This window comes from Helicobacter sp. MIT 03-1614 (assembly GCF_000762925.2).
Classification (GTDB): domain Bacteria; phylum Campylobacterota; class Campylobacteria; order Campylobacterales; family Helicobacteraceae; genus Helicobacter_C; species Helicobacter_C hepaticus.
In genome coordinates, this window is record NZ_JRMS02000004.1 from 51,312 (window position 1) to 70,690 (window position 19,379).

Sequence of the window (19,379 nt, forward strand, 5' to 3'; positions counted from 1 at the left end):
AATGTTACAATTATAGCGTTTGGGATTAAATTTGGGATTAAAATGGAGAGATGATGTTTGGATTTGAGTTTTTACCACATCAAAAAAGCGAAGATATACAGCACTTAAAGGCAATGTTAGAGGGAGCAAGAGAATTTTTGAAAGAAAATGTTGGCTTTGTGCTTATCCCTGCAAATGTGCGTAAAAATGCCAGTGTAAATGCAATTTTGAGCGCGTATATACTGCGTGAGCATATAGATTTGCCCTTTGTGCCTACAATAAGTGCGGCAGGGCTAGATAAAACGCAGATTCTCTCCCAAATCCTAAGCTTAAAATATGCAAACTTCACGTGTGTAGCCCTTATTGGTGGAGATGATACAAATAAAGCAGGGAGTGAAAAAATAGATGGCATAGAGCTTATTCAAATGACAAGAGATACATTAGGCAGCGATATAAGCATTATAAGCGGCACCCCCATAGATACGACTAATCCTATAACAAGAGAGCGATTAGCCCAAAAGTTGCGCATTGGCGTGGATAGAATCATCACACAACCTATTTTTTGTCCACATCAAGCAAGCAAATTTATAAGAAGTTTTCAAGAGTTAAAAAGTGAGAGTAAAAGCGTAGCAGAGCTTAGTTTGGGTGTGTTTGGGATTTTTAGTTTGCAAAGTGTAAGAGCGATAAATGAAGCAAATTTAGGCTTTGAAGTGCCTAAGAGCTATATAGAGCAAATGCAAGGGGAAGCGGGACAAGAAGATTGCAATGCAAGTTTAGTGGCATTTAGGCATTTATGGGAGAATTTACAAAAAGTAGCAAAACAAAATGATGTTTGCCTCTACCTCTCCACGCCAAAACATAATGATTTAAGGGCTTATGGTGTGCAAATGAGTGAGGGATAAGTTCAAGGAAAATGGGAAAAGCAGGAAACTTAAAGGGTGGTTAGTTATTGAGTGTTTTGCTCTCAAAATGGAGAGCAAAATAGGGGAATTAAAAAGTGCGTTTGAGAAGATTTTCTACACGTAAAATAGTAATTAGTCTATCTTCGCGCTTACCAATACCTCGCAAAAGATTTTGATTTTCATTAAAAGATTCTGGAATGGGTTCAATATCACTTTGAGGGATACGCACTGCAGCTGTGAGTTTATCAATCATAAATCCAATCATTTCGTCTTGTTGGTTGATGATAAGATATCTTGTATCCGCATCTTGTTTAATAGCAGGTAAGCCGAACTTTAAGCGCATATTAATAAGAGGTAAAACCGTTCCGCGCAGATTAAATACACCAAGCACATAATCAGGCACTGCAGGGACACGAGTGAATTCAATAGGCTTTACAATTTCCTTTACATTCAAAATAGGCACAGCATATTCTTCATTGCCAACCATAAAGCCTATGATATGGAGTGTCTCTTCAGTAGCAATGTCGCTTTCTTTGTTCTGTTGTTTTTCAAGGACTTCTTTTAATTTATTTTCGCTCATTTTATTCTCCATCTATTGTGAGGTTGATGTTTCGCCGAACGACATTAACTAAATATTCTGGCGTGTAAGGTTTTGTGATGTATTCTGTCATACCTGATTCTACACCTCTCATTCTATCAGTTTTGCTATTTCTGCTTGTAACAGCAATCAGAGGGAGATTCTTAAATTTATTATATTTCCTTACTTCAGATGCGAAAGTATAGCCGTCCATTTTTGGCATTTCAATATCTACAAGCACCGCATCAAGATGTTTGTCTCCATTTTTAACAATGTCCAATCCATCTTGTCCATTTGCTGCTTCAAGAACTGTAACACCAAGTGTTTTGAGGCATTTTTTCATTATCGCCCTATCAGTATTGCTATCATCAATAGCTAGCACTACATAATCACTTGGGGAAGTTTTCTTTTTTGTTTCTGCGGTGTCATCTATCAGTTTTGCAACATTTACTTTAACTTCTTTTGCCATATCCATCATCGCTGCCACATCAACAATCATTGTAATCTTACCATCACCACGCACCGTTGCTCCAGCAATACCTTCAGTGCCTTTGAGATAGTAACCAAGAGATTTGATAACCACTTCTTCTTGTCCAACGAGGTAATCTACAATAACTCCCATTTTTTGTTCTGCCAAACCGATAACGACTACATACACCTCATTCGTGCTTTCTAACACAAAATTCACCTTAAAAATATCTGCTAAATGGACAATTGGGAGCACTTCATCACGCAAACGAAGCACACTTTTACCATCAACGGTGTATATCTCATCTTGACTTACACGCACAGTTTCAATAACTGAAGATAGCGGAATAGCATAATATTCCTCTTGAACAGCTACAAGTAATGCTTGAGTAATTGCAAGTGTAAGAGGAATTTTAAGTTTTTGAGTTGTGCCCACGCCTTTTTCGGATTCTATATCAATGATACCATTGAGTTTTTCAATGTTTGTTTTTACTACGTCCATTCCTACACCACGCCCTGAAACGTTTGTAATTGCTGCTGCAGTTGAGAATCCGGGTTTGAAGATAATACCAAAAGCTTCTTTATCGCTCATAGAATCTGCTTCTCTTTCACTAATAAGACCTTTTTCAATTGCTTTGTGTCTAAGCATATCAGCATCGAGTCCCTTGCCATCATCTGCTACTTCAATTACGATGTGATTCCCTTCGTTGTAAGCTTTGAGATTTACCGTTCCACCCTCTGGCTTTCCTGCAGCAATGCGGTCTTCTGGTTTTTCAATCCCGTGGTCGCAAGAATTACGGATAATATGCACGAGCGGATCACCAATTTCTTCAACAATAGATTTGTCAAGTTCGGTTTCTTCACCTGTAATAACAAGCTCAATATTTTTGCCAAGTTCTCGTGAAAGGTCACGCACCATACGAGGAAATTTATTAAATACTTTGCCCACAGGCTGCATACGTGTTTTCATCACTGCAAGTTGCACATCTGTGGTAACTGATGAAATAGATGCCACGACTTGATTAAGCTCTTCAAGGAATCTTTCTCCATCATATCGTTCTTCAACATCACCATAAATTTTGATTAATCTGTTTTTACCCAACACTAGCTCACCAATGAGATTCATTAAGTGGTCTAAGCGTTTAACATCTACTCTCACAGTTTGTTCTACATTTGTAGCCGGAGCTTTCTCTCCTCCCCCATCTTTTTTAGGGGCAGCTTTTGCAGCAGGTTTAGCAGCGGCAGGTTTTGGTGCTTCAGGGGCTTTGGGAGCTTGCACAGCTGGAGTTGCTCCACCTGCTTTTTGAGCTGCACGAGCTTGTTTATCCGCTTCTTGACGTTTTTTAAGGAGTCTTTCAATTTCTGCTTCTACCTCTTCGGTGCTCATTTTTGAATAATCAAGTTCTGGTTCGTCAGCAAGTGGATTATTGCTATCTGCTGGAGCAGATTCGGTTGATTGAGCTTGAGGAGCTGGAGCAGGTGAATCTTCTGCAGTTGGCGCACCGCCATTAGAAATTGCTTGTAGGCGCACAACAGTGTCATCAATTTCAATACCACTATTTGCATCAGTGCCGTTATCACGTATAGCGACAAGAAGTGCTTTCATTAAATCTATGGAGTGCAATACTACGTCCATTACATCAGGCGTGATTTTAAGCTCATCACGTCTAGCTTTATTGAGCACATCTTCCATATTGTGTGTAAGACGAGTGAGAATATCAAAATTCAAAAATGAGCTTGAACCTTTGATTGTATGAGCTACCCGAAAGATTCTATTAAGTAAATCAAGGTCTTCAGGATTGCTCTCAAGCTCTACCAAATCTTGGTCTAGTTGTTCTATCATTTCAAAGGCTTCTACTAAGAAGTCTTCTTTTATCTCTTGTAAATCATCCATTGTGAATCCTCTTGCACGAAATTAAATAAAGTATTTTACTATTTATTTTGATAAAATTCTAGTGATTTCATCATAAAATAGTTTTGCATCAAACTTAACTAAATAAGCTTCAGCTCCTATCTCTTTTCCTTTGGTGGAACTAAACTTATCACTAATAGAAGAATTAAAAATGATTGGAATCTTATTGAATCTTGCATCATTTTTAACTTGTGCTGCAAAGTGAAAGCCGTCCATTTTTGGCATTTCCACATCTGAAACAATTAATTTAAGGTGATTTGTTATGTCATTGCCCCAACGCTCATAGAGTTGTTCTAAACGCTCTAACCCTGCTTGTCCATCAATGGCTTCAATAACATTAAAGCCAATATCAGTCATTGTGCTATGTAAGAGTTTGCGGGCAATAGAGCTATCATCAAGAATAAGCACACTTCCTTCAAATTTTCTAGTTGGCTTAAACTCTTCTGTATCTGCATTAGCACCATTTGGCATTTGGAAATCTAAATCATCAATAATACTTTCTAAATCTAAAATTAACAAAGTTCTTCCATCTTCAATGCGCGTTGTTCCTGTGATTTTACCACGTTGGTTGTCATTGTTTAAGCTAAACATAGCAGATTCTATATCTGCCCAACTTATTCGTCTAAGACGCTTTGTTGCATGGACGACAAAACCAAGTCGTTTGTTGTTAAATTCTGTAACAATTACTTTTTTTTCATTTATAGCATCTTCTTTTGGCTTGATATTCATCCACAAAGTTAAATCAATGAGTGGCACTATCTCTCCGCGTAAATCAAACATACCAAGTAAATAATCAGGGCTTCCTGGAGATTCAAAAATTTCCTCAGGATAGATGACAATGCCACTTACTTTGGCGACATTAATACCATATACGCCCTCATAAGTTTCTCCTTCTTTATCCTCATAGAGCCTGAAATCTACAAGTTCCATCTCATTGCTTGCAATGCTCATTACATTGGTTTCATTTGTTTTCAATTATGCTCCTTGAATATGGTTTGAGCTTAAGGCGGATTCTATACTAAAAATACTTCTAGTAACATAAAATGAAGGCAATGATATATACAAAGCCCTATCAACGTAGGTTTTTCCAATATGAAAATGTCCTTCTATAAAAACAATATCGGAGTATGAGGAAGAATGTGTATCAAAAGCGCAGGAATTGAGATTTTTATATAAATAAGATTCATAAGCACAAATGCGCTTTGGAGCAAAGCGAGATATGTCTATTTTCCCTTCCTTGATGGGTTTATGATTAATTTTTTTGATAATGGATTTATAGAGATTACCCAAAGTTATCGCATCAAGGCATTTGATGAGAGATTGCATTATTGTGGAAGTCATTATGCGGATATAGAGTTCATATTTGGTATTTAAAAATATATCGCCGTGAGCGAGCAAAATTTTTTTCTTTTCTTGATTGTGTTGATAATTAAAAGCAAGAGGTTGATTGCTACGTGGAATACATCTTACATTTTTTAAAAAAGGCGGCATAGCATTTTGTAAGGCGGATAATCCAAAATCGTGATTACCTTCAAACCACCATATTTGACTATATTGGCTTAAAGATTCTATATATTGTAAAAGTGAAACATTTGATTTTTGACTTGATATTGCACTCCCTAATAAAAGATGTGCAATATCACCCATTAAAAATATTTGTGATGGAATTTGCGTAGGATTGTCTAAAAGAGAATCAAAGTATGCAAGTAATGCACGCGAAGCAGATATGCTTTGTTGTGAGAGTAAGGGAAAATCAGGAGGTATAAAATGTGCATCTGCAATAAATACAGCATCATTTTTAATATAAGGTGCCTCTTCCCATATTTTTGCAATATCTTTGGTATCTTGATTTTGCAAAATACCTCTTTGAGCTAGATTCATTAATAAAACCTAAAAAATACCATAAGGTATATTTGGCACACCTAAATGCTCATCTAAGCCACACATAAGGTTAGCATTAAGCAAAGCTTGTGAGCTTGCTCCGCGTAGAAGATTATCTATTGAAGAGTTGATATAAATATTTTTGTTCGTAGTAGCAACAAAAATATCACAAAAATGGCTACCAACAACGTGGGCAATACTGACAGGGCTCTTACGGATTCGGACAAAAGCCTCATTTTTATAGGCATTCAGGAGTATCTCATATGCTTCTTGTGAGTTTAGTGGTGAATGAAGTGTCGCAAATATGCTTATAAGCATACCACGTGTAATAGGCATAAGGTGTGGCACAAAGACAATATCCATTTCCTTAGCGCCAATAGTTTGGCATTTTTCGGCAATTTCTATTTGGTGACGATGTGTAAGAGGGGAATAGCTAAAGAGATTCTCATTAATGTGGGGAAAGTGTGTATTCTCAGTAAGGCTTTTTCCTGCTCCACTCACACCACTTTTGGCATCAATAAACACACCACAAGAGCTATCAATATAATCCAAAAAAGGGAGCAGAGCCAAAAGACTAGCAGTAGGATAGCAACCCGGATTTGCCACAAGATGAGATTTTTGTATCAATGCACGATTATATTCTGGCAATCCATACACAGCGCTAGCGAGATTTTCTGTATCAATATGAGGGCAATAATGTGCTGTATAATTTTTCGCATTGAGGCGGTAGTCAGCTGATAAATCAACAATCTTTATTGGCTTAATGCTTAGAATCTCACGCACCATAGTCATAGCACTTTTATGCGGCAGGGCAATGAAAATAAGCTCACATTTATCTACAGCTTCTTTGGCATCAGCTTTGCAAACCGGCAGATGACTAAGAGAGAAGAGCATTTTATGAATCTCATCAAGATGCATCTCTCCTTGTGTATTAGCGATGTAGCTTAATTTAAAAATCGGGTGAGCAAGAATAAGCTTAACAAGTTCTAAGCCCGTATAGCCACTCACTCCGATGATTCCGACATTGATATGTTGCGCTAACATTATAAGCCCTTATAAGAGATAATAAAATCGTGCAAAATAGCACAAAAGATTTCAAAATCGCGCATATCAAGGCATTCATTAAGACTATGTGGAGTATGAATTGTCGGTCCAATAGAAATAACATCAAGGTTTGTATGTGAGCCAAGTGAGAGGAGTTGCCTTTTGAGAATTCCACATTCTAGACCTGCGTGGATTTGTGCGATATGGGGTGTAATATGATGAGATGTATAGAGTGTTTGCAAAAGCGTGAGTGCCGGGTGATTATCATCTATGCTTTTTTCCCACGGACTATAAAATCCGCTTGTATGCAAAGAGCAATGAGGATTAAGAAAGGCTACACTATTTTGCAACCGATTGATTGTGCGTTGCAAAAGTATATCAGTATTAGCACGTGCCATCATAATGAGTTTAAGCGTTTCTTCTTGTTGGGCAAGGAGTGAGAGATTAAGTGAAGAGAGTGTGCCTTGAGAAGACACGGCATATATACCACTATGGATACCGCATATAAGCGGGATAATTGCATTTTTGTGGTAAGCATATTGATAAGAAGTAATGTTGTCTTTAATTGGTGTAATGTCAAAAATAGCACCCTGTGGTGTAGTAAAAGTTTCATTTAGAGGCGTGGTACAAGCAATTATAGAATCTAATCCTGTGGGGATTGAATTGCGTTTTTCTCCTGCTTGAAGCATAAGAATATATACATCAAGCGAGGCAAGGAAAAAACCAAATTCTGTAATGACATTTTCTTTATTTTTATGTATATCAATGCCACTATGTCCTCCCAAAAAGCCTTTACTCGTAATGCGATAAATATGAGGGTAGTTAGAAGTGAGTTGTGCAAGGGGTTTGTTAAATGCTTTAAGGTCAATCTCACATTCTATATCTACTCCGCCAGCGCAACCTAAAACAATTTCATTAATATCTTCGCTATCAAGATTGAGCAAAAGGGAAGATTCTATCTTAAGTCCAAGATGATTAGCTCCTATCATACCTACTTCTTCGTCGTTGGTAAAAAGAAGCTCAATATCAGGAGCATTTTGGGCTAGCATACAAGCCATACCAATACCATTATCTGCACCAAGGCTAGAATTTTTTGCGCATAAAAAGTTATCTTTTTGGATAGTTTGTATTCCTTTGTGTTGTGTAGAATCTCCTACACATACCATATCATAATGACTTTGGAGGCAGACACTTGGGTTACCTTTTTTAGCATAGATGTTTTTGGCTTCATCACTTTGGACTTCATAGCCTTTGTGTGTGAGTGTGGTGCAAAGATAGGAAAACATATCTTGCGTATGAAAGCTACAATGAGGAATTTCACAGAGTTTATAAAATTCTTGTAGGCTTTGGAGGGCAAAGTCATTCATTCCTGATCCTTAAAAATTATATTTGGGATTTATCTTGACATCTTTCGTGCAAACTTGCATTATAATGTAAGATTTTACACGAATTTTCAATAAGAGCAATTACTTTAGCAAGTGTGTAAATGTCACGAGCATAGGCATATACACCATAGCCTTTAATTAACATAAAAGAATGATTGTGTTCTTTAAAATATCGTGGAATATCAGTATCTGCTCGTTTTTCCCAAGTTTCATAATCTTTGGGGTCAAAAATTTCAATGCAGGGGGCGAGAAATTTGTAGCCAAAATAATCTTGAGGTTTAAGGGCATTATATTTGAGAGAGTAGGAAACAAGATAGGGTGGCATAGCATAAGCAATGAATTTTGCTTCAGAGAAATGCTCATAAATACTTGCGTGTATAGGAGCGTGTAAGCTAGCTTCGTCCCAGCGATAATCTTGTCTATGATAAAGTGCAATCATAGAATTCGCATTGAGGTTATCAAAAATAGCTTGTTGTTTGTTGATAATAAAGCGATTTTTTGCCACACGCGCAGAAATTGCTCCGTGAAATACACCAAAGAAATTCTTTCTAAACATAGAAAGCGAAATACTAGCAATACTTGCAATAAGTTCTGGGCTAACTTGAGTGGTATGTATATTCATAAAGTGATTGTAGCATTTTGTAGGTAATGATATGAAAAAAAAGTATAAAATTCACTCAATAATTGTTTGTAAATGTTATATTTATGATAAAAACCCATAAGTAAATTATATTTATTAAGATTATTAATTATATTTACTAATATAACTTTATATCAATAGACTAAAGTTTTGTATTTTTTAGCAATATTTTTATTTATTTGCTAATTTATTTGCCATTTTTATGTTATGATTACAATGTTTCATTTAAGAAATTTAATCAATGAAACAAAAGTATAAAATTTAAGTCATAACATAAAAATGTAGATTTGTATCTGAAAGCTATTTTAAAGAGGTGAGGAATTGAGTAAAAAAGATTTGCTTCTTTCGCGTGTAATTGTTGAGTATTTAAAACACAAAGAGCCTATTGGTTCTGAATCTTTAAAATCTCTTATGAATACAAAAATCTCATCTGCTACCATACGCAATTATTTTAAGGCATTAGCAGATGAGGGATTATTGTTTCAACCTCACGTGAGCAGCGGACGCATTCCTACGCTTGGTGCTTTAAAATCATATTGGTATAAACAACTTGATACGAAGTCTCTTGTGGAAGTAGATTCTGTAAAATGTATTCAAGAGGCGTGTTTTGCAGCCGAGCTTTTTTGTGCTGTGAGTGTGGAAGAGAGTAATCGTCTTTGCAATATACAAAGATTGCAAGATGATAAACTTTTACTAGAATTTGAGCGCATTGGTATTACCCTACCTTTTTCAAGTGCTTTAGAGAGATTTTTGCACGAGCTAAAAGGATTAGAGGTTATTGATGTGCGAAAAATTGCTCATCAAGTTCGTGCACAGAGTTTGCTTGATGCACTTTCTTGTGTGCAGAGTAGGAATCTTACATATTTTGGTGTAGGAGCAATGGCTCAAGCTTACATACATAATACCAATGAACAGAGTTTTTATTCTATTATTGATGGAAGTATGTTTGATTTCTTAGAGAGCGGTATGTATTGCGAGGAGGTGTTACCTAAAGGCTATATGGCAATTATGCAAGATATAAAGCTAAAAACTCACCCAGATAAAAAGACAAGAATGCTTTGTATCGGGGCATTAGATAGAGATTTTGCTTATTTTTATGGCTGTATTCAATCTTAAAATGAAAGGAGTGTGATTTTGATGGAAGAGCAAGAAGAAAAACAATATAACCAAAACATTCAAGACAATGAGGAAGGCACTCAAATGCGTGAAGAGTTACAAGAGAGCACCAGCGCACAACAAACCCCTCAAGAGCAAGAAATAGATTATCAAGCAAAATATTTGGAGTTAAAAGACCAATATGTGAGGGCATTTGCAGATTTCGAAAACACGAAAAAGCGGCTAGAACGAGATAAGAATCAGAGCTTAGAATATGCGTATGAGCGCATTATGAATGATTTACTTCCTGTGCTTGATACATTAGAAAAAGCCCTAGAGAGTGCCCAAAGTAACCCAGAAGCAGGAGCGATTGCGCAAGGATTGCAGCTTACGCTTGAAGGCTTTTTGAAAGTATTAAGTAAGCACGGGGTGGAAGTGATAGCCACAGATGGAGAATTTGACCCGAATTTGCACGAGTGCCTGATGCAAGTGCCTGATGCAAACAAGAATGATGGTGAGATTCTCCAAACCTTACAGAAAGGGTTTGTGTATAAGCATAGAGTGCTTCGTCCCTCTATGGTGAGTGTCGTAAAAAATTAATTTAAACAAAAAGGAGACAAAATGGCAAAAGTAATTGGAATAGACTTAGGAACAACAAACTCTGCAATGGCAGTGTATGAAGGAAATGAGGCAAAAATTATTGCAAATAAAGAAGGTAAAAATACTACGCCATCAATCGTAGCATTTACTGATAAGGGTGAGATTCTAGTCGGTGAACCTGCTAAAAGACAAGCGGTAACAAATCCAAAAAAGACAGTGTATTCTATTAAGCGTATTATGGGGCTTATGTTTAATGAAGACAAGGCAAAAGAAGCAGAGAAGAGACTTCCTTATAATATCGTAGATAGAAATGGTGCGTGTGCGGTAGAAATTGCTGATAAGATTTATACACCTCAAGAAATTTCGGCAAAGATTCTTATGAAGCTTAAAGAAGACGCGCAAAGCTATTTGGGAGAAGATGTAACAGAAGCAGTTATCACTGTTCCAGCGTATTTTAATGATTCTCAACGCAAGGCAACCAAAGAAGCAGGGACAATAGCTGGACTTAATGTGCTTAGAATCATTAATGAGCCTACTTCAGCAGCATTAGCGTATGGATTAGATAAAAAGGAAGCCGAAAAGATTATGGTGTATGATTTGGGTGGTGGGACATTTGATGTTACCGTTTTAGAAACAGGCGATAATGTCGTAGAAGTCCTCGCTACTGGTGGAGATGCATTTCTTGGAGGTGATGATTTTGATAATAGAATCATTGATTGGGCAGCAGAAGAATTTAAAAGTGATGAAGGGATTGATTTAAAAAATGATGTAATGGCATTGCAGCGACTAAAAGATGCGGCAGAAAATGCTAAAAAAGAGTTAAGCAGTGCGCAAGAGACAGAAATTAATCTACCTTTTATTACAGCTGATGCAAGTGGTCCAAAGCATTTGGTGAAAAAAATCACTCGTGCGAAGTTTGAGAGTTTGATTGATGATTTAATTGAGGATACGATTAAAAAAATTGAATTTGTGATTAAAGATGCAGGGCTTTCTCAAAGTGATATTTCTGAAGTGGTGATGGTTGGTGGTTCTACACGGATTCCAAAAGTGCAAGAGCGCGTTAAAGCATTTATTAGTAAAGATTTAAATAAATCAGTCAATCCTGATGAAGTTGTGGCTGTGGGTGCAGCAATACAAGGTGGCGTGCTCAAAGGAGATGTAAAAGATGTACTTTTACTTGATGTTACGCCTTTGAGTTTAGGTATTGAAACTGCTGGTGGTATTTCAACAAAAGTTGTAGAGAGAGGCGTAACTATTCCTACGAAAAAAACACAAATTTTCTCTACCTACGAAGACAATCAACCTGCAGTGAGCATTAATGTATTGCAAGGAGAAAGGGAATTAGCGCGTGATAATAAATCGCTTGGGCGTTTTGATTTAAGCGGTATTCCAGCAGCTCCTCGTGGTGTGCCACAAATTGAAGTAACATTTGACATTGATGCAAATGGAATCTTAACCGTTTCAGCAAAGGATAAAGCCACAGGAAAATCTCAAGAGATTAAGATTAGCGGTTCAAGCGGGCTTTCAGATGCTGAAATTGAAAAAATGGTAAAAGAAGCAGAATTACACAAAGAAGAGGATACGAAGAAAAAAGCAATTATTGAATTGCGTAATAATGCGGATTCTCTAGTGTATCAAACAAAAAAGAGCCTTGAAGAATTTAAGGATAAAATAGAATCTGCCGAAGTAGAAAAGATTCAAAGCGCGGTTGCTGCACTTGAAGAGACTTTGAAAAATGAAAATGCTTCAAAAGAGGAGCTTGAAGAGAAAATTAAAAATCTCACAGAAGTAAGCCATAAACTTGCTGAAGCAGCGTATGCCAAAGAGCAAGGTGGCACACAACAAGGCACAGATACAAAGAAAAAAGATGATGATGTCATTGATGCTGAAGTAGAGTAGGCTAAAAGCGCTTGACATAGTTGATAAAATCTCCTACAATAATTCGATTTAGATGCAATTTTGTAGGAGATTACAATGAATATATGGCGTATTGCTCAAATCTTTGTTTGTGTTCTTGTGATGGCATTAGGAATGCTAGGTTGTTCAAGTGAAGAGAAAGCACAGCAAGTGAAAGAAAAAAGGAGTGAAAAGTTGGAAGGCTTTGAGCAAAATGCCAAAATAAAGAAGCCTAATATTGTGATTCTTGCCACAGGAGGCACGATAGCTGGGGCGGTAGATTCTCAAATTAAAACAACAGGCTATAATGCAGGAGTAATAAGCGTTGATACATTGATTGAGGCTGTGCCACAGCTTCAAGAGATTGCACATATTCAAGGGGAGCAAATTGCCAATATTGATAGTGCAGATATGAGTGATGAAATATGGCTCACTTTGGCTCAACGCGTGAATAAGTTGCTTGAGAATCCAAAGATTGATGGTATTGTTATTACTCACGGCACAGATACAATGGAAGAGAGCGCATTTTTTTTGCATCTTACTACTCGAAGTGATAAGCCTGTAGTGCTTACAGGAGCAATGCGTCCTAGCACTGCGATAAGTGCTGATGGTCCTAAGAATCTATACAATGCACTTGCATTAGCAGCTAATACGCAATCAAAGGGTAAGGGCGTTATGGTAGTGATGAATGATAGAATCCAAAGTGCGCGATATGTGAGCAAAACACATAGTCTTAATGTAGATGCTTTTTCCTCCCCTAATAGTGGCGATATGGGCTATATTTTAGATGGTAAAATATTTTTCTACACATTTCCAAATAAGCCTCATACGACTCATAGTGAATTTGATGTGCGCTCTTTGAGATCTCTGCCAAAAGTGGATATTCTTTATTCTTATGCTAATGATGGCTTAGCCATAGCGGCTCAAGCTTTGGCAAATCAAGGCACAAAAGGCTTGGTCATAGCAGGAAGTGGCGCTGGAAGTATCCATAAGAATCACAAAGATATGCTTAAAAAATTAATGCAAGAGGGTTTGATAGTCGTGCAAAGCTCAAGGATAAATAATGGCATAGTATTAGCAAGTGAAGCAGATGCTAAACTTGGCTTTATTGGCAGTGGGGATTTGAACCCACAAAAAGCACGTGTGCTTTTAATGCTTGCCCTTACTCAAACCAAAAATTCAGCAGAAATTGCAAAAATTTTTCAAAGATATTAATGTGATTTTAAAATTTGTTTATCTAGGTATAATACAATTCCATCTTATTATAGTTGCATAGACAACTTTAGAATATAAAGCCTTTATGAATGTTTGCAGATAAAAAGTAAGAATCCTTAATATTTAAGGATTTTAGGGAAATTTAAAGATAGTAAGTAAGGACAAAAGAATATGCGTATTATTTTGACTTTAATACTTTTATTTTCTTTAAGTATGGCTTCTGGTTTTAAGATAACCGAGCAAAGTTTGAACGCTACTGCATTAAATTCTGCTTATGTCGCTGGAGCTTATGGGGCGGATAGCGCATATTATAATCCTGCTAATATGGGTTTTTCTCACCCATTATCAGACACGGCTAAACACGATTTAGATATTACTTTTACAGGCATTTACATTCCGGGTTTTGCTTTTACAACAGATACGAATTTGAAAAATATTGGTGAGGGCTCTATTAATTGGGGCTTAAGCACCACTACGACATTGGGTATTGATTCAAATATGGCAAATTTAGCAAACACTTTTTTGGGTGTGGATTTGAGTGCACCCATTGAAGTGCCCTCTGAAGTGAAAAACCAGCACGGAGAATGGGGATTTAGTGAGAGAGGTGCATTAGTTGAGGGTTCTGCTGACCCGACATTTTTTCCTGTGCCTAAGATTTTTTATAAAAGCAAAACTGCTAAAAATAAGTGGGGAAATTGGAATTTTGGTGCGAGTTTTACTGCTCCTAGCGGATTAGCAATGAATTGGAATGGCGAGGCAGGAGCTTTTTTACGCAATGTGATGATTGCAATGGTGGAATTTAGTCCTTCTTTGAGTTGGAATTATGATGAACGTATTTCTATTGGGTTAAGTCCGCGGATTCTCTATGGAATGGGCAATTTCAAAAACACTGTGTTTGTTCCACTTGGCACAAAAGATAAGCCCGGTGAAGTGATTACAAATATTAAAGATTTTGATGAAATTCCAGAATCTATGGTGCCACCAGCTATGGCGCAGCTCATTTATGCAGTAAACACAGCTCAAGGTAATGCTTTAGCTGCTTTGGCAGGATTAGGAGTTTCTGGTGGAGGACACTTAAATAATAAGCTTCGATATCAAATGCCTACAATATTTAATCCTGAAGCGTGGTTTGGTATGCCTGACCCGAGTGTGTTTGCTCCTTATGTTGATGACAATAAACAAAGCATTGATGTTGCAGGTTATAATGCAAAGGTTGCAGAGATTAACGCAAAAATTAAAAAGAATTGGGAGAACTATCAGGGTGAATGGACAAATGGTAACTTAGAATGGCGGTATAATGATAAGACTTGTGCAAGTCAAACAGCTATTTGTTTGCCCACATTATTCAATAAAGTGCCTAATCAAACTTATAAAACTACTATTAATGGGGTAGAGCAAACAGGCTATAAATTTGTCAATGGCGTAAATTATTGTATTCAAAATGGTTATAGCACAAGTGATTTTTATGGTTGTGGTAATTTAGCAGACACTATGAAAGAAGCTCAAAACTTAGGAGCATATGTGAATTGTTACACAGGGACATTTTATGATTTTAATGGTAACTTGCAAACAAGTAACCCGGGACCTTGTGCTTATCCATCTCCAACAGAAACAGATGCCGATGGAGCTCCACGTGGCTATCTCCCTCTAATGGATGCCAAACAAGTGGCAAATGCCTTTGGTATGGGAGATATGGAGATTACTACAAGGCTTGTAGGAGCGACTAAAGTAGAGCAAAAAAGTAATGGTGCAGATCTTGCCTTTGGCTATAAACTTGCAATGAGTATGCGTCCCTTTGAAAGCAAGAAAACTACTTTGAGTGTTGTTTATACTTCTCCCGTAACTTTTAACCTCAAGGGCGGCCTTGATGCTACAACTTATATTGGTGGTTCGGTGGGTAATGTAAATATGAAAGCAGATTTAAATCTTGGCGTTACGCTTCCTTCAAGCGTGCAAATTGCAATAATGCACTATTTTGAGCAATTAAGTGTAGAGTTTGTATATGAGAGAATTTATTGGAGCAAGGGAGATAAATTTGCATTTAACTTTAGCAATCCCAAATTTACGCCTCTTAGCGGTATGGTAATGCAATTTAGTTCGCAACAATTAGAAGCAATGATGGGGTTAGCTGATTATGGTGCAGTGGCTATGGGTGATGGTTGGCAGGATACTATTGCTTTGCGTTTAGGGGTTACTTATTTGACACAAAAGAATCTACTTCTAATGTTTTCTGCGGCATTTGACCAATCCCCTGTGCCTCAAGATAAAATAGGAATCCCCGATAGTAATGCCTATATGTTTGGTGCAGGAGTGAGAAAAACATTTAGTGAGCAATGGAATCTAGGCGTTGCATATAGTCTAAGTCTTAAAGATGGGCGTAAAAGTATTTATCAAACAGGTGGATTCGGACAACTTCATTTGCTCTCTGCCTCTTTGGGTTATCAATTTTAACTTTTTATTAAAAAGGCACAAAATAGCCTAATTCAAGCATTAAGAGAATTCATAGCAAAATAAAAAGTTAAGAGGAAATTATAAATATGTGCTACAATTTGAGTTTTTAAAATCAAGGGTAGAATATGGATTCTTATGAATATGGTGAGTTACTTAAAACTTTGCAAAATAAATGTGAGAATATTGCAAAGATTCTTAATCCAACTTCGCTTCAAAAGCAGCTTAAAGATATTGAGAATCTTGAGCAAGATGAGCATTTTTGGAATGATAGCAAAAGAGCAGCAGAAGTAGCGAAGCAAAAGCGAAAATGTGAGCGAATGCTACAAACTTATACGAACACAAAACAAGAAATTGATGATGCGCTAGAACTATATGAAATAGCTTTGAGCGAGGAAGATTCTCGCACTTTAGAGTTGCTTTTTGAGCAAGCACCTTCTTTGCTTAGTCATATTCAAAAGGTTGAGATTGAAGTAATGTTAAGTGGTGAGAATGATGGTTCAAATGCTATTATTACTATTCAGCCCGGTGCTGGTGGCACAGAATCTCAAGATTGGGCAAGTATCCTTTATCGTATGTATTTGCGTTGGAGTGAGCGTAGGGGGTTTAAAGTTGAGCTGCTTGATTACCAAGATGGCGAGGAAGCAGGGATTAAAGGTGTGGCTTTTATCATAAAAGGCGAAAATGCTTATGGTTATGCTAAAAGCGAGAATGGTGTGCATCGTTTAGTGAGAATCTCTCCTTTTGATGCAAATGCTAAGAGGCATACGAGTTTTGCTAGTGTGCAGGTAAGTCCAGAGCTTGATGATGATATAAACATTGAGATTGAGGACAAAGATATACGCATTGATACTTATCGTGCAAGTGGAGCAGGCGGACAACACGTCAATAAAACAGAATCTGCTATTAGAATCACTCATTTTCCTACAGGTATAGTGGTGCAATGTCAAAATGATAGAAGTCAGCATAAGAATAAAGCTACGGCGATGAAAATGTTAAAATCCAAACTCTATGAGTTAGAGTTGCAAAAAAATCAAGAAGGAGCAAGTCAAGAAAAGAGTGAAATTGGTTGGGGACATCAAATCCGCTCCTATGTGCTTGCTCCTTATCAACAGGTAAAAGATTTGCGCACTCAATTTGCTACAAGTGATACTAGCGGTGTGCTTGATGGAGATATTGATGAGATTATAGAATCTGTTCTTGTGCATACAAGTGCGAAAGATAATTAAGTTGTGTAGTCAAAAGCACTTAGCTGATTTTAATAATCCATTCAATGTAATGTTGTATAATACGCATTCCATTATTTTGAATAAAAAAAAGGCAATATAATGACCCAAGAAGAGTTAGATTCTCTTATGAATGGAGAGCCAGATATAAGTGAAGTAGATGCGCTTTCTGATACATCAGACACACAAGAAGAGTTTAAAACAGAAACTATTGACCCTAATGATTTTCGTGTGGAGGCTGATAAAAAGTGGCCTCCACCACCACCTACTGAAGACCATAAAGTAGTGCATCAGCTTGATGAAGTGACTCAAGATACAGAAGCTAAGGGTATTCAGATTTTTGACCAGCTTGAAATTATGAGCAATAGTGCGGCAAAAATTGAAAAAGAGATTAAAAATATTAAAAAATATCTTGAAAATCAAGAGCATCTTTTCAGTAAGCTTTGTGCAACATTTCCGCATATTCAGAGCTTTCAAAGTGCTTTAGAATCTACAAAAGAATTGCAAAAAAGTGAAAAAATTATTTTAAATGCAGCCAATGACATTAATGATGCTTCAATGCAGGCAATGGATTTAATGCAATATCAAGATATTCATCGTCAAAAAATTGAACGCGTTATCAATGTTATGCGTGCATTAGCACAATATATGAATTCTTTATTTGAGGGTAAAATTGATGATAGTAAGCGCGTAAGTTCAGCGGTATTTATTGCGGGAGATGATAAGGAAGATGTTGCGAATGAGGACGATATTGAGGCTCTTATTGCTTCATTTGGCGCAAAATAATGGCAGATTTTAGGGTCCAGCTCCTTTCTCCTGCTGGGAATCTTAAAAAACTTAAAATTGCTCTTGCTTATGGTGCAGATGCAGTATATGGAGGCGTGAGCCATTTTTCTTTACGCGCGCGCGCGGGAAAAGACTTTAGTTTTGAAGATTTCGCGCAAGGTGTAGCCTATGCTCACGAGCGTGGTAAAAAGGTATTTGTTACGATTAATGGATTTCCTTTTAATTCCCAACTTAAACTTTTAGAATCTCATATCACTAAAATGGCATCTCTAAATCCCGATGCGTTTATTGTAGCGGCACCGGGTGTAGTGAAATTGAGCAAAAAGATTGCTCCGCAAATCCCTATTCACCTCTCTACTCAAGCAAATGTGCTTAATGTGCTTGATGCAGAGGTATTTTATGAAATGGGTGTGAAACGCATTGTTGCCGCCCGTGAAATAAGTCTCAAAGATGCACTTGAGATTAAAAAACATTTGCCTGATTTGGAGATTGAAATTTTTGTGCACGGGAGTATGTGTTTTGCGTTTTCTGGGCGATGTTTGATTTCTGCTCTGCAGAGTGGGCGTGTGCCAAATCGTGGGAGTTGCGCCAATGACTGCCGATTTGATTATGAATATTTTGTGCGTAATGTGGAGAATGATGAGCTTGTGAAGTTTGATGGCAAAGAGTTCTATGTCAAAAATCCTGATAATGGTGTGATGATGAGATTACAAGAGGAAGAGGGCTTGGGGACGCATATTTTTAATTCAAAGGATTTAAATTTAAGTGGGCATATTCGTGAAATTTTGGATTCTGGAGCAGTAGATGCACTTAAAATTGAAGGACGCACAAAGTCAAATTATTATGCTGGCATTACGGCAAGGGCATATCGCGCAGCTATTGATGATTATTATAATGGCAGTGAAAATAGTGCCTTTTATACCAATGAACTTTATACACTTAAAAATCGTGGATTCACTGATGGTTATATTATCCATCGTCCTTATGAGAAGTTTAATACACAAAATCATCTCACTGCCATAAGTGAGGGGAGTTACCAAGTGAATGCAGAAGTTGATGAGAGTGGCGAGTGGGCATTTTGTAGGCATACCATTAGAGTTGGAGAGGCAAAAGAGATTGTCGCACCTTTTGGTGAAAGTATAACTTGTGGTAAAAGTGATCTTGGCGAGATATTTGAAGAACAAGGCGTGAAATATATGCGTTTTAATAGGATTTGCTTGAAAGATGACAAAGAGCTAGATTCTATCCATAGTGGCAATACCAATGCTTTTAAGCTGCCTTTGCCTTTGCCACCATTTAGTTTTTTGCGAGAGAGGCTTTAAAGA

General features: G+C 37.1%; 16 protein-coding genes. 9 read left to right on the forward strand and 7 right to left on the reverse strand.

Going from position 1 to position 19,379, the window contains the following annotated elements; genetic code table 11:
* The first annotated feature begins 50 nt into the window (after window positions 1-50).
* On the forward strand, window positions 51-881 hold the full coding sequence (locus tag LS66_RS03580) for a methylenetetrahydrofolate reductase (RefSeq protein WP_236096970.1): 831 nt from the start codon (window positions 51-53) through the stop codon (window positions 879-881).
* An 88-nt stretch (window positions 882-969) separates the two neighbouring features.
* Here the strand turns inward: LS66_RS03580 and LS66_RS03585 are convergent, their stop codons facing one another.
* Genes LS66_RS03585 through LS66_RS03615 form a run of 7 tightly spaced genes read right to left on the reverse strand, consistent with a single transcriptional unit; the run spans window position 970 to window position 8,770 of the window.
* The gene (locus tag LS66_RS03585) at window positions 970-1,461 is read right to left on the reverse strand and encodes a chemotaxis protein CheW (protein WP_011115515.1); all 492 of its coding nucleotides are present in this window, start codon (window positions 1,459-1,461) and stop codon (window positions 970-972) included.
* 1 nt (window position 1,462) lies between these two features.
* Window positions 1,463-3,820: a chemotaxis protein CheW gene (locus tag LS66_RS03590; protein ID WP_034365303.1), complete on the reverse strand. Its 2,358-nt coding sequence runs from the start codon at window positions 3,818-3,820 to the stop codon at window positions 1,463-1,465.
* A 42-nt stretch (window positions 3,821-3,862) separates the two neighbouring features.
* Window positions 3,863-4,789 carry a chemotaxis protein gene (locus LS66_RS03595; protein ID WP_034365368.1) on the reverse strand — a complete coding sequence of 309 codons (927 nt, stop codon included), beginning with the start codon at window positions 4,787-4,789 and terminating at the stop codon, window positions 3,863-3,865.
* Between the two features lie 24 nt (window positions 4,790-4,813).
* On the reverse strand, window positions 4,814-5,719 hold the full coding sequence (locus LS66_RS03600) for a metallophosphoesterase (RefSeq protein WP_011115512.1): 906 nt from the start codon (window positions 5,717-5,719) through the stop codon (window positions 4,814-4,816).
* A gap of 9 nt (window positions 5,720-5,728) precedes the next feature.
* Window positions 5,729-6,763, reverse strand: coding sequence for an N-acetyl-gamma-glutamyl-phosphate reductase (gene argC / locus LS66_RS03605; RefSeq protein ID WP_034365305.1), 1,035 nt, complete (start codon window positions 6,761-6,763; stop codon window positions 5,729-5,731).
* Window positions 6,763-8,130 (reverse strand): M20/M25/M40 family metallo-hydrolase, encoded by a 1,368-nt coding sequence (locus LS66_RS03610; protein WP_034365307.1) that lies wholly within the window; start codon window positions 8,128-8,130, stop codon window positions 6,763-6,765. Before LS66_RS03610 ends, argC begins: the two co-directional genes overlap by 1 nt.
* A gap of 16 nt (window positions 8,131-8,146) precedes the next feature.
* A complete protein-coding gene (locus tag LS66_RS03615; protein WP_011115509.1) occupies window positions 8,147-8,770 on the reverse strand; it encodes a class II aldolase and adducin N-terminal domain-containing protein in 624 nt (207 codons plus the stop codon).
* Window positions 8,771-9,109: 339 nt separating this feature from the next.
* Here LS66_RS03615 and LS66_RS03620 point away from each other — a divergent pair, with 339 nt between their 5' ends.
* The 8 genes from LS66_RS03620 to LS66_RS03655 all read left to right on the forward strand — a co-directional run bounded on the left by LS66_RS03620 (window position 9,110) and on the right by LS66_RS03655 (window position 19,376).
* Window positions 9,110-9,904: an HrcA family transcriptional regulator gene (locus tag LS66_RS03620; RefSeq protein WP_011115507.1), complete on the forward strand. Its 795-nt coding sequence runs from the start codon at window positions 9,110-9,112 to the stop codon at window positions 9,902-9,904.
* A gap of 21 nt (window positions 9,905-9,925) precedes the next feature.
* Window positions 9,926-10,483 carry a nucleotide exchange factor GrpE gene (grpE, locus tag LS66_RS03625; protein ID WP_034365309.1) on the forward strand — a complete coding sequence of 186 codons (558 nt, stop codon included), beginning with the start codon at window positions 9,926-9,928 and terminating at the stop codon, window positions 10,481-10,483.
* Between the two features lie 21 nt (window positions 10,484-10,504).
* Entirely contained in the window at window positions 10,505-12,382 is a 1,878-nt protein-coding gene (dnaK, locus tag LS66_RS03630; protein ID WP_011115505.1) for a molecular chaperone DnaK, read from the forward strand.
* Window positions 12,383-12,457: 75 nt separating this feature from the next.
* Window positions 12,458-13,594, forward strand: coding sequence for an asparaginase (locus tag LS66_RS03635; protein WP_081947924.1), 1,137 nt, complete (start codon window positions 12,458-12,460; stop codon window positions 13,592-13,594).
* A 171-nt stretch (window positions 13,595-13,765) separates the two neighbouring features.
* The gene (locus LS66_RS03640) at window positions 13,766-16,045 is read left to right on the forward strand and encodes an outer membrane protein transport protein (RefSeq protein ID WP_034365311.1); all 2,280 of its coding nucleotides are present in this window, start codon (window positions 13,766-13,768) and stop codon (window positions 16,043-16,045) included.
* A 125-nt stretch (window positions 16,046-16,170) separates the two neighbouring features.
* Window positions 16,171-17,271, forward strand: coding sequence for a peptide chain release factor 2 (gene prfB, locus LS66_RS03645; protein WP_034365313.1), 1,101 nt, complete (start codon window positions 16,171-16,173; stop codon window positions 17,269-17,271).
* Window positions 17,272-17,370: 99 nt separating this feature from the next.
* Window positions 17,371-18,054 (forward strand): chemotaxis protein, encoded by a 684-nt coding sequence (locus tag LS66_RS03650; RefSeq protein WP_034365315.1) that lies wholly within the window; start codon window positions 17,371-17,373, stop codon window positions 18,052-18,054.
* Window positions 18,054-19,376, forward strand: coding sequence for a peptidase U32 family protein (locus tag LS66_RS03655; RefSeq protein WP_034365317.1), 1,323 nt, complete (start codon window positions 18,054-18,056; stop codon window positions 19,374-19,376). Before LS66_RS03650 ends, LS66_RS03655 begins: the two co-directional genes overlap by 1 nt.
* Window positions 19,377-19,379 lie beyond the last annotated feature (3 nt).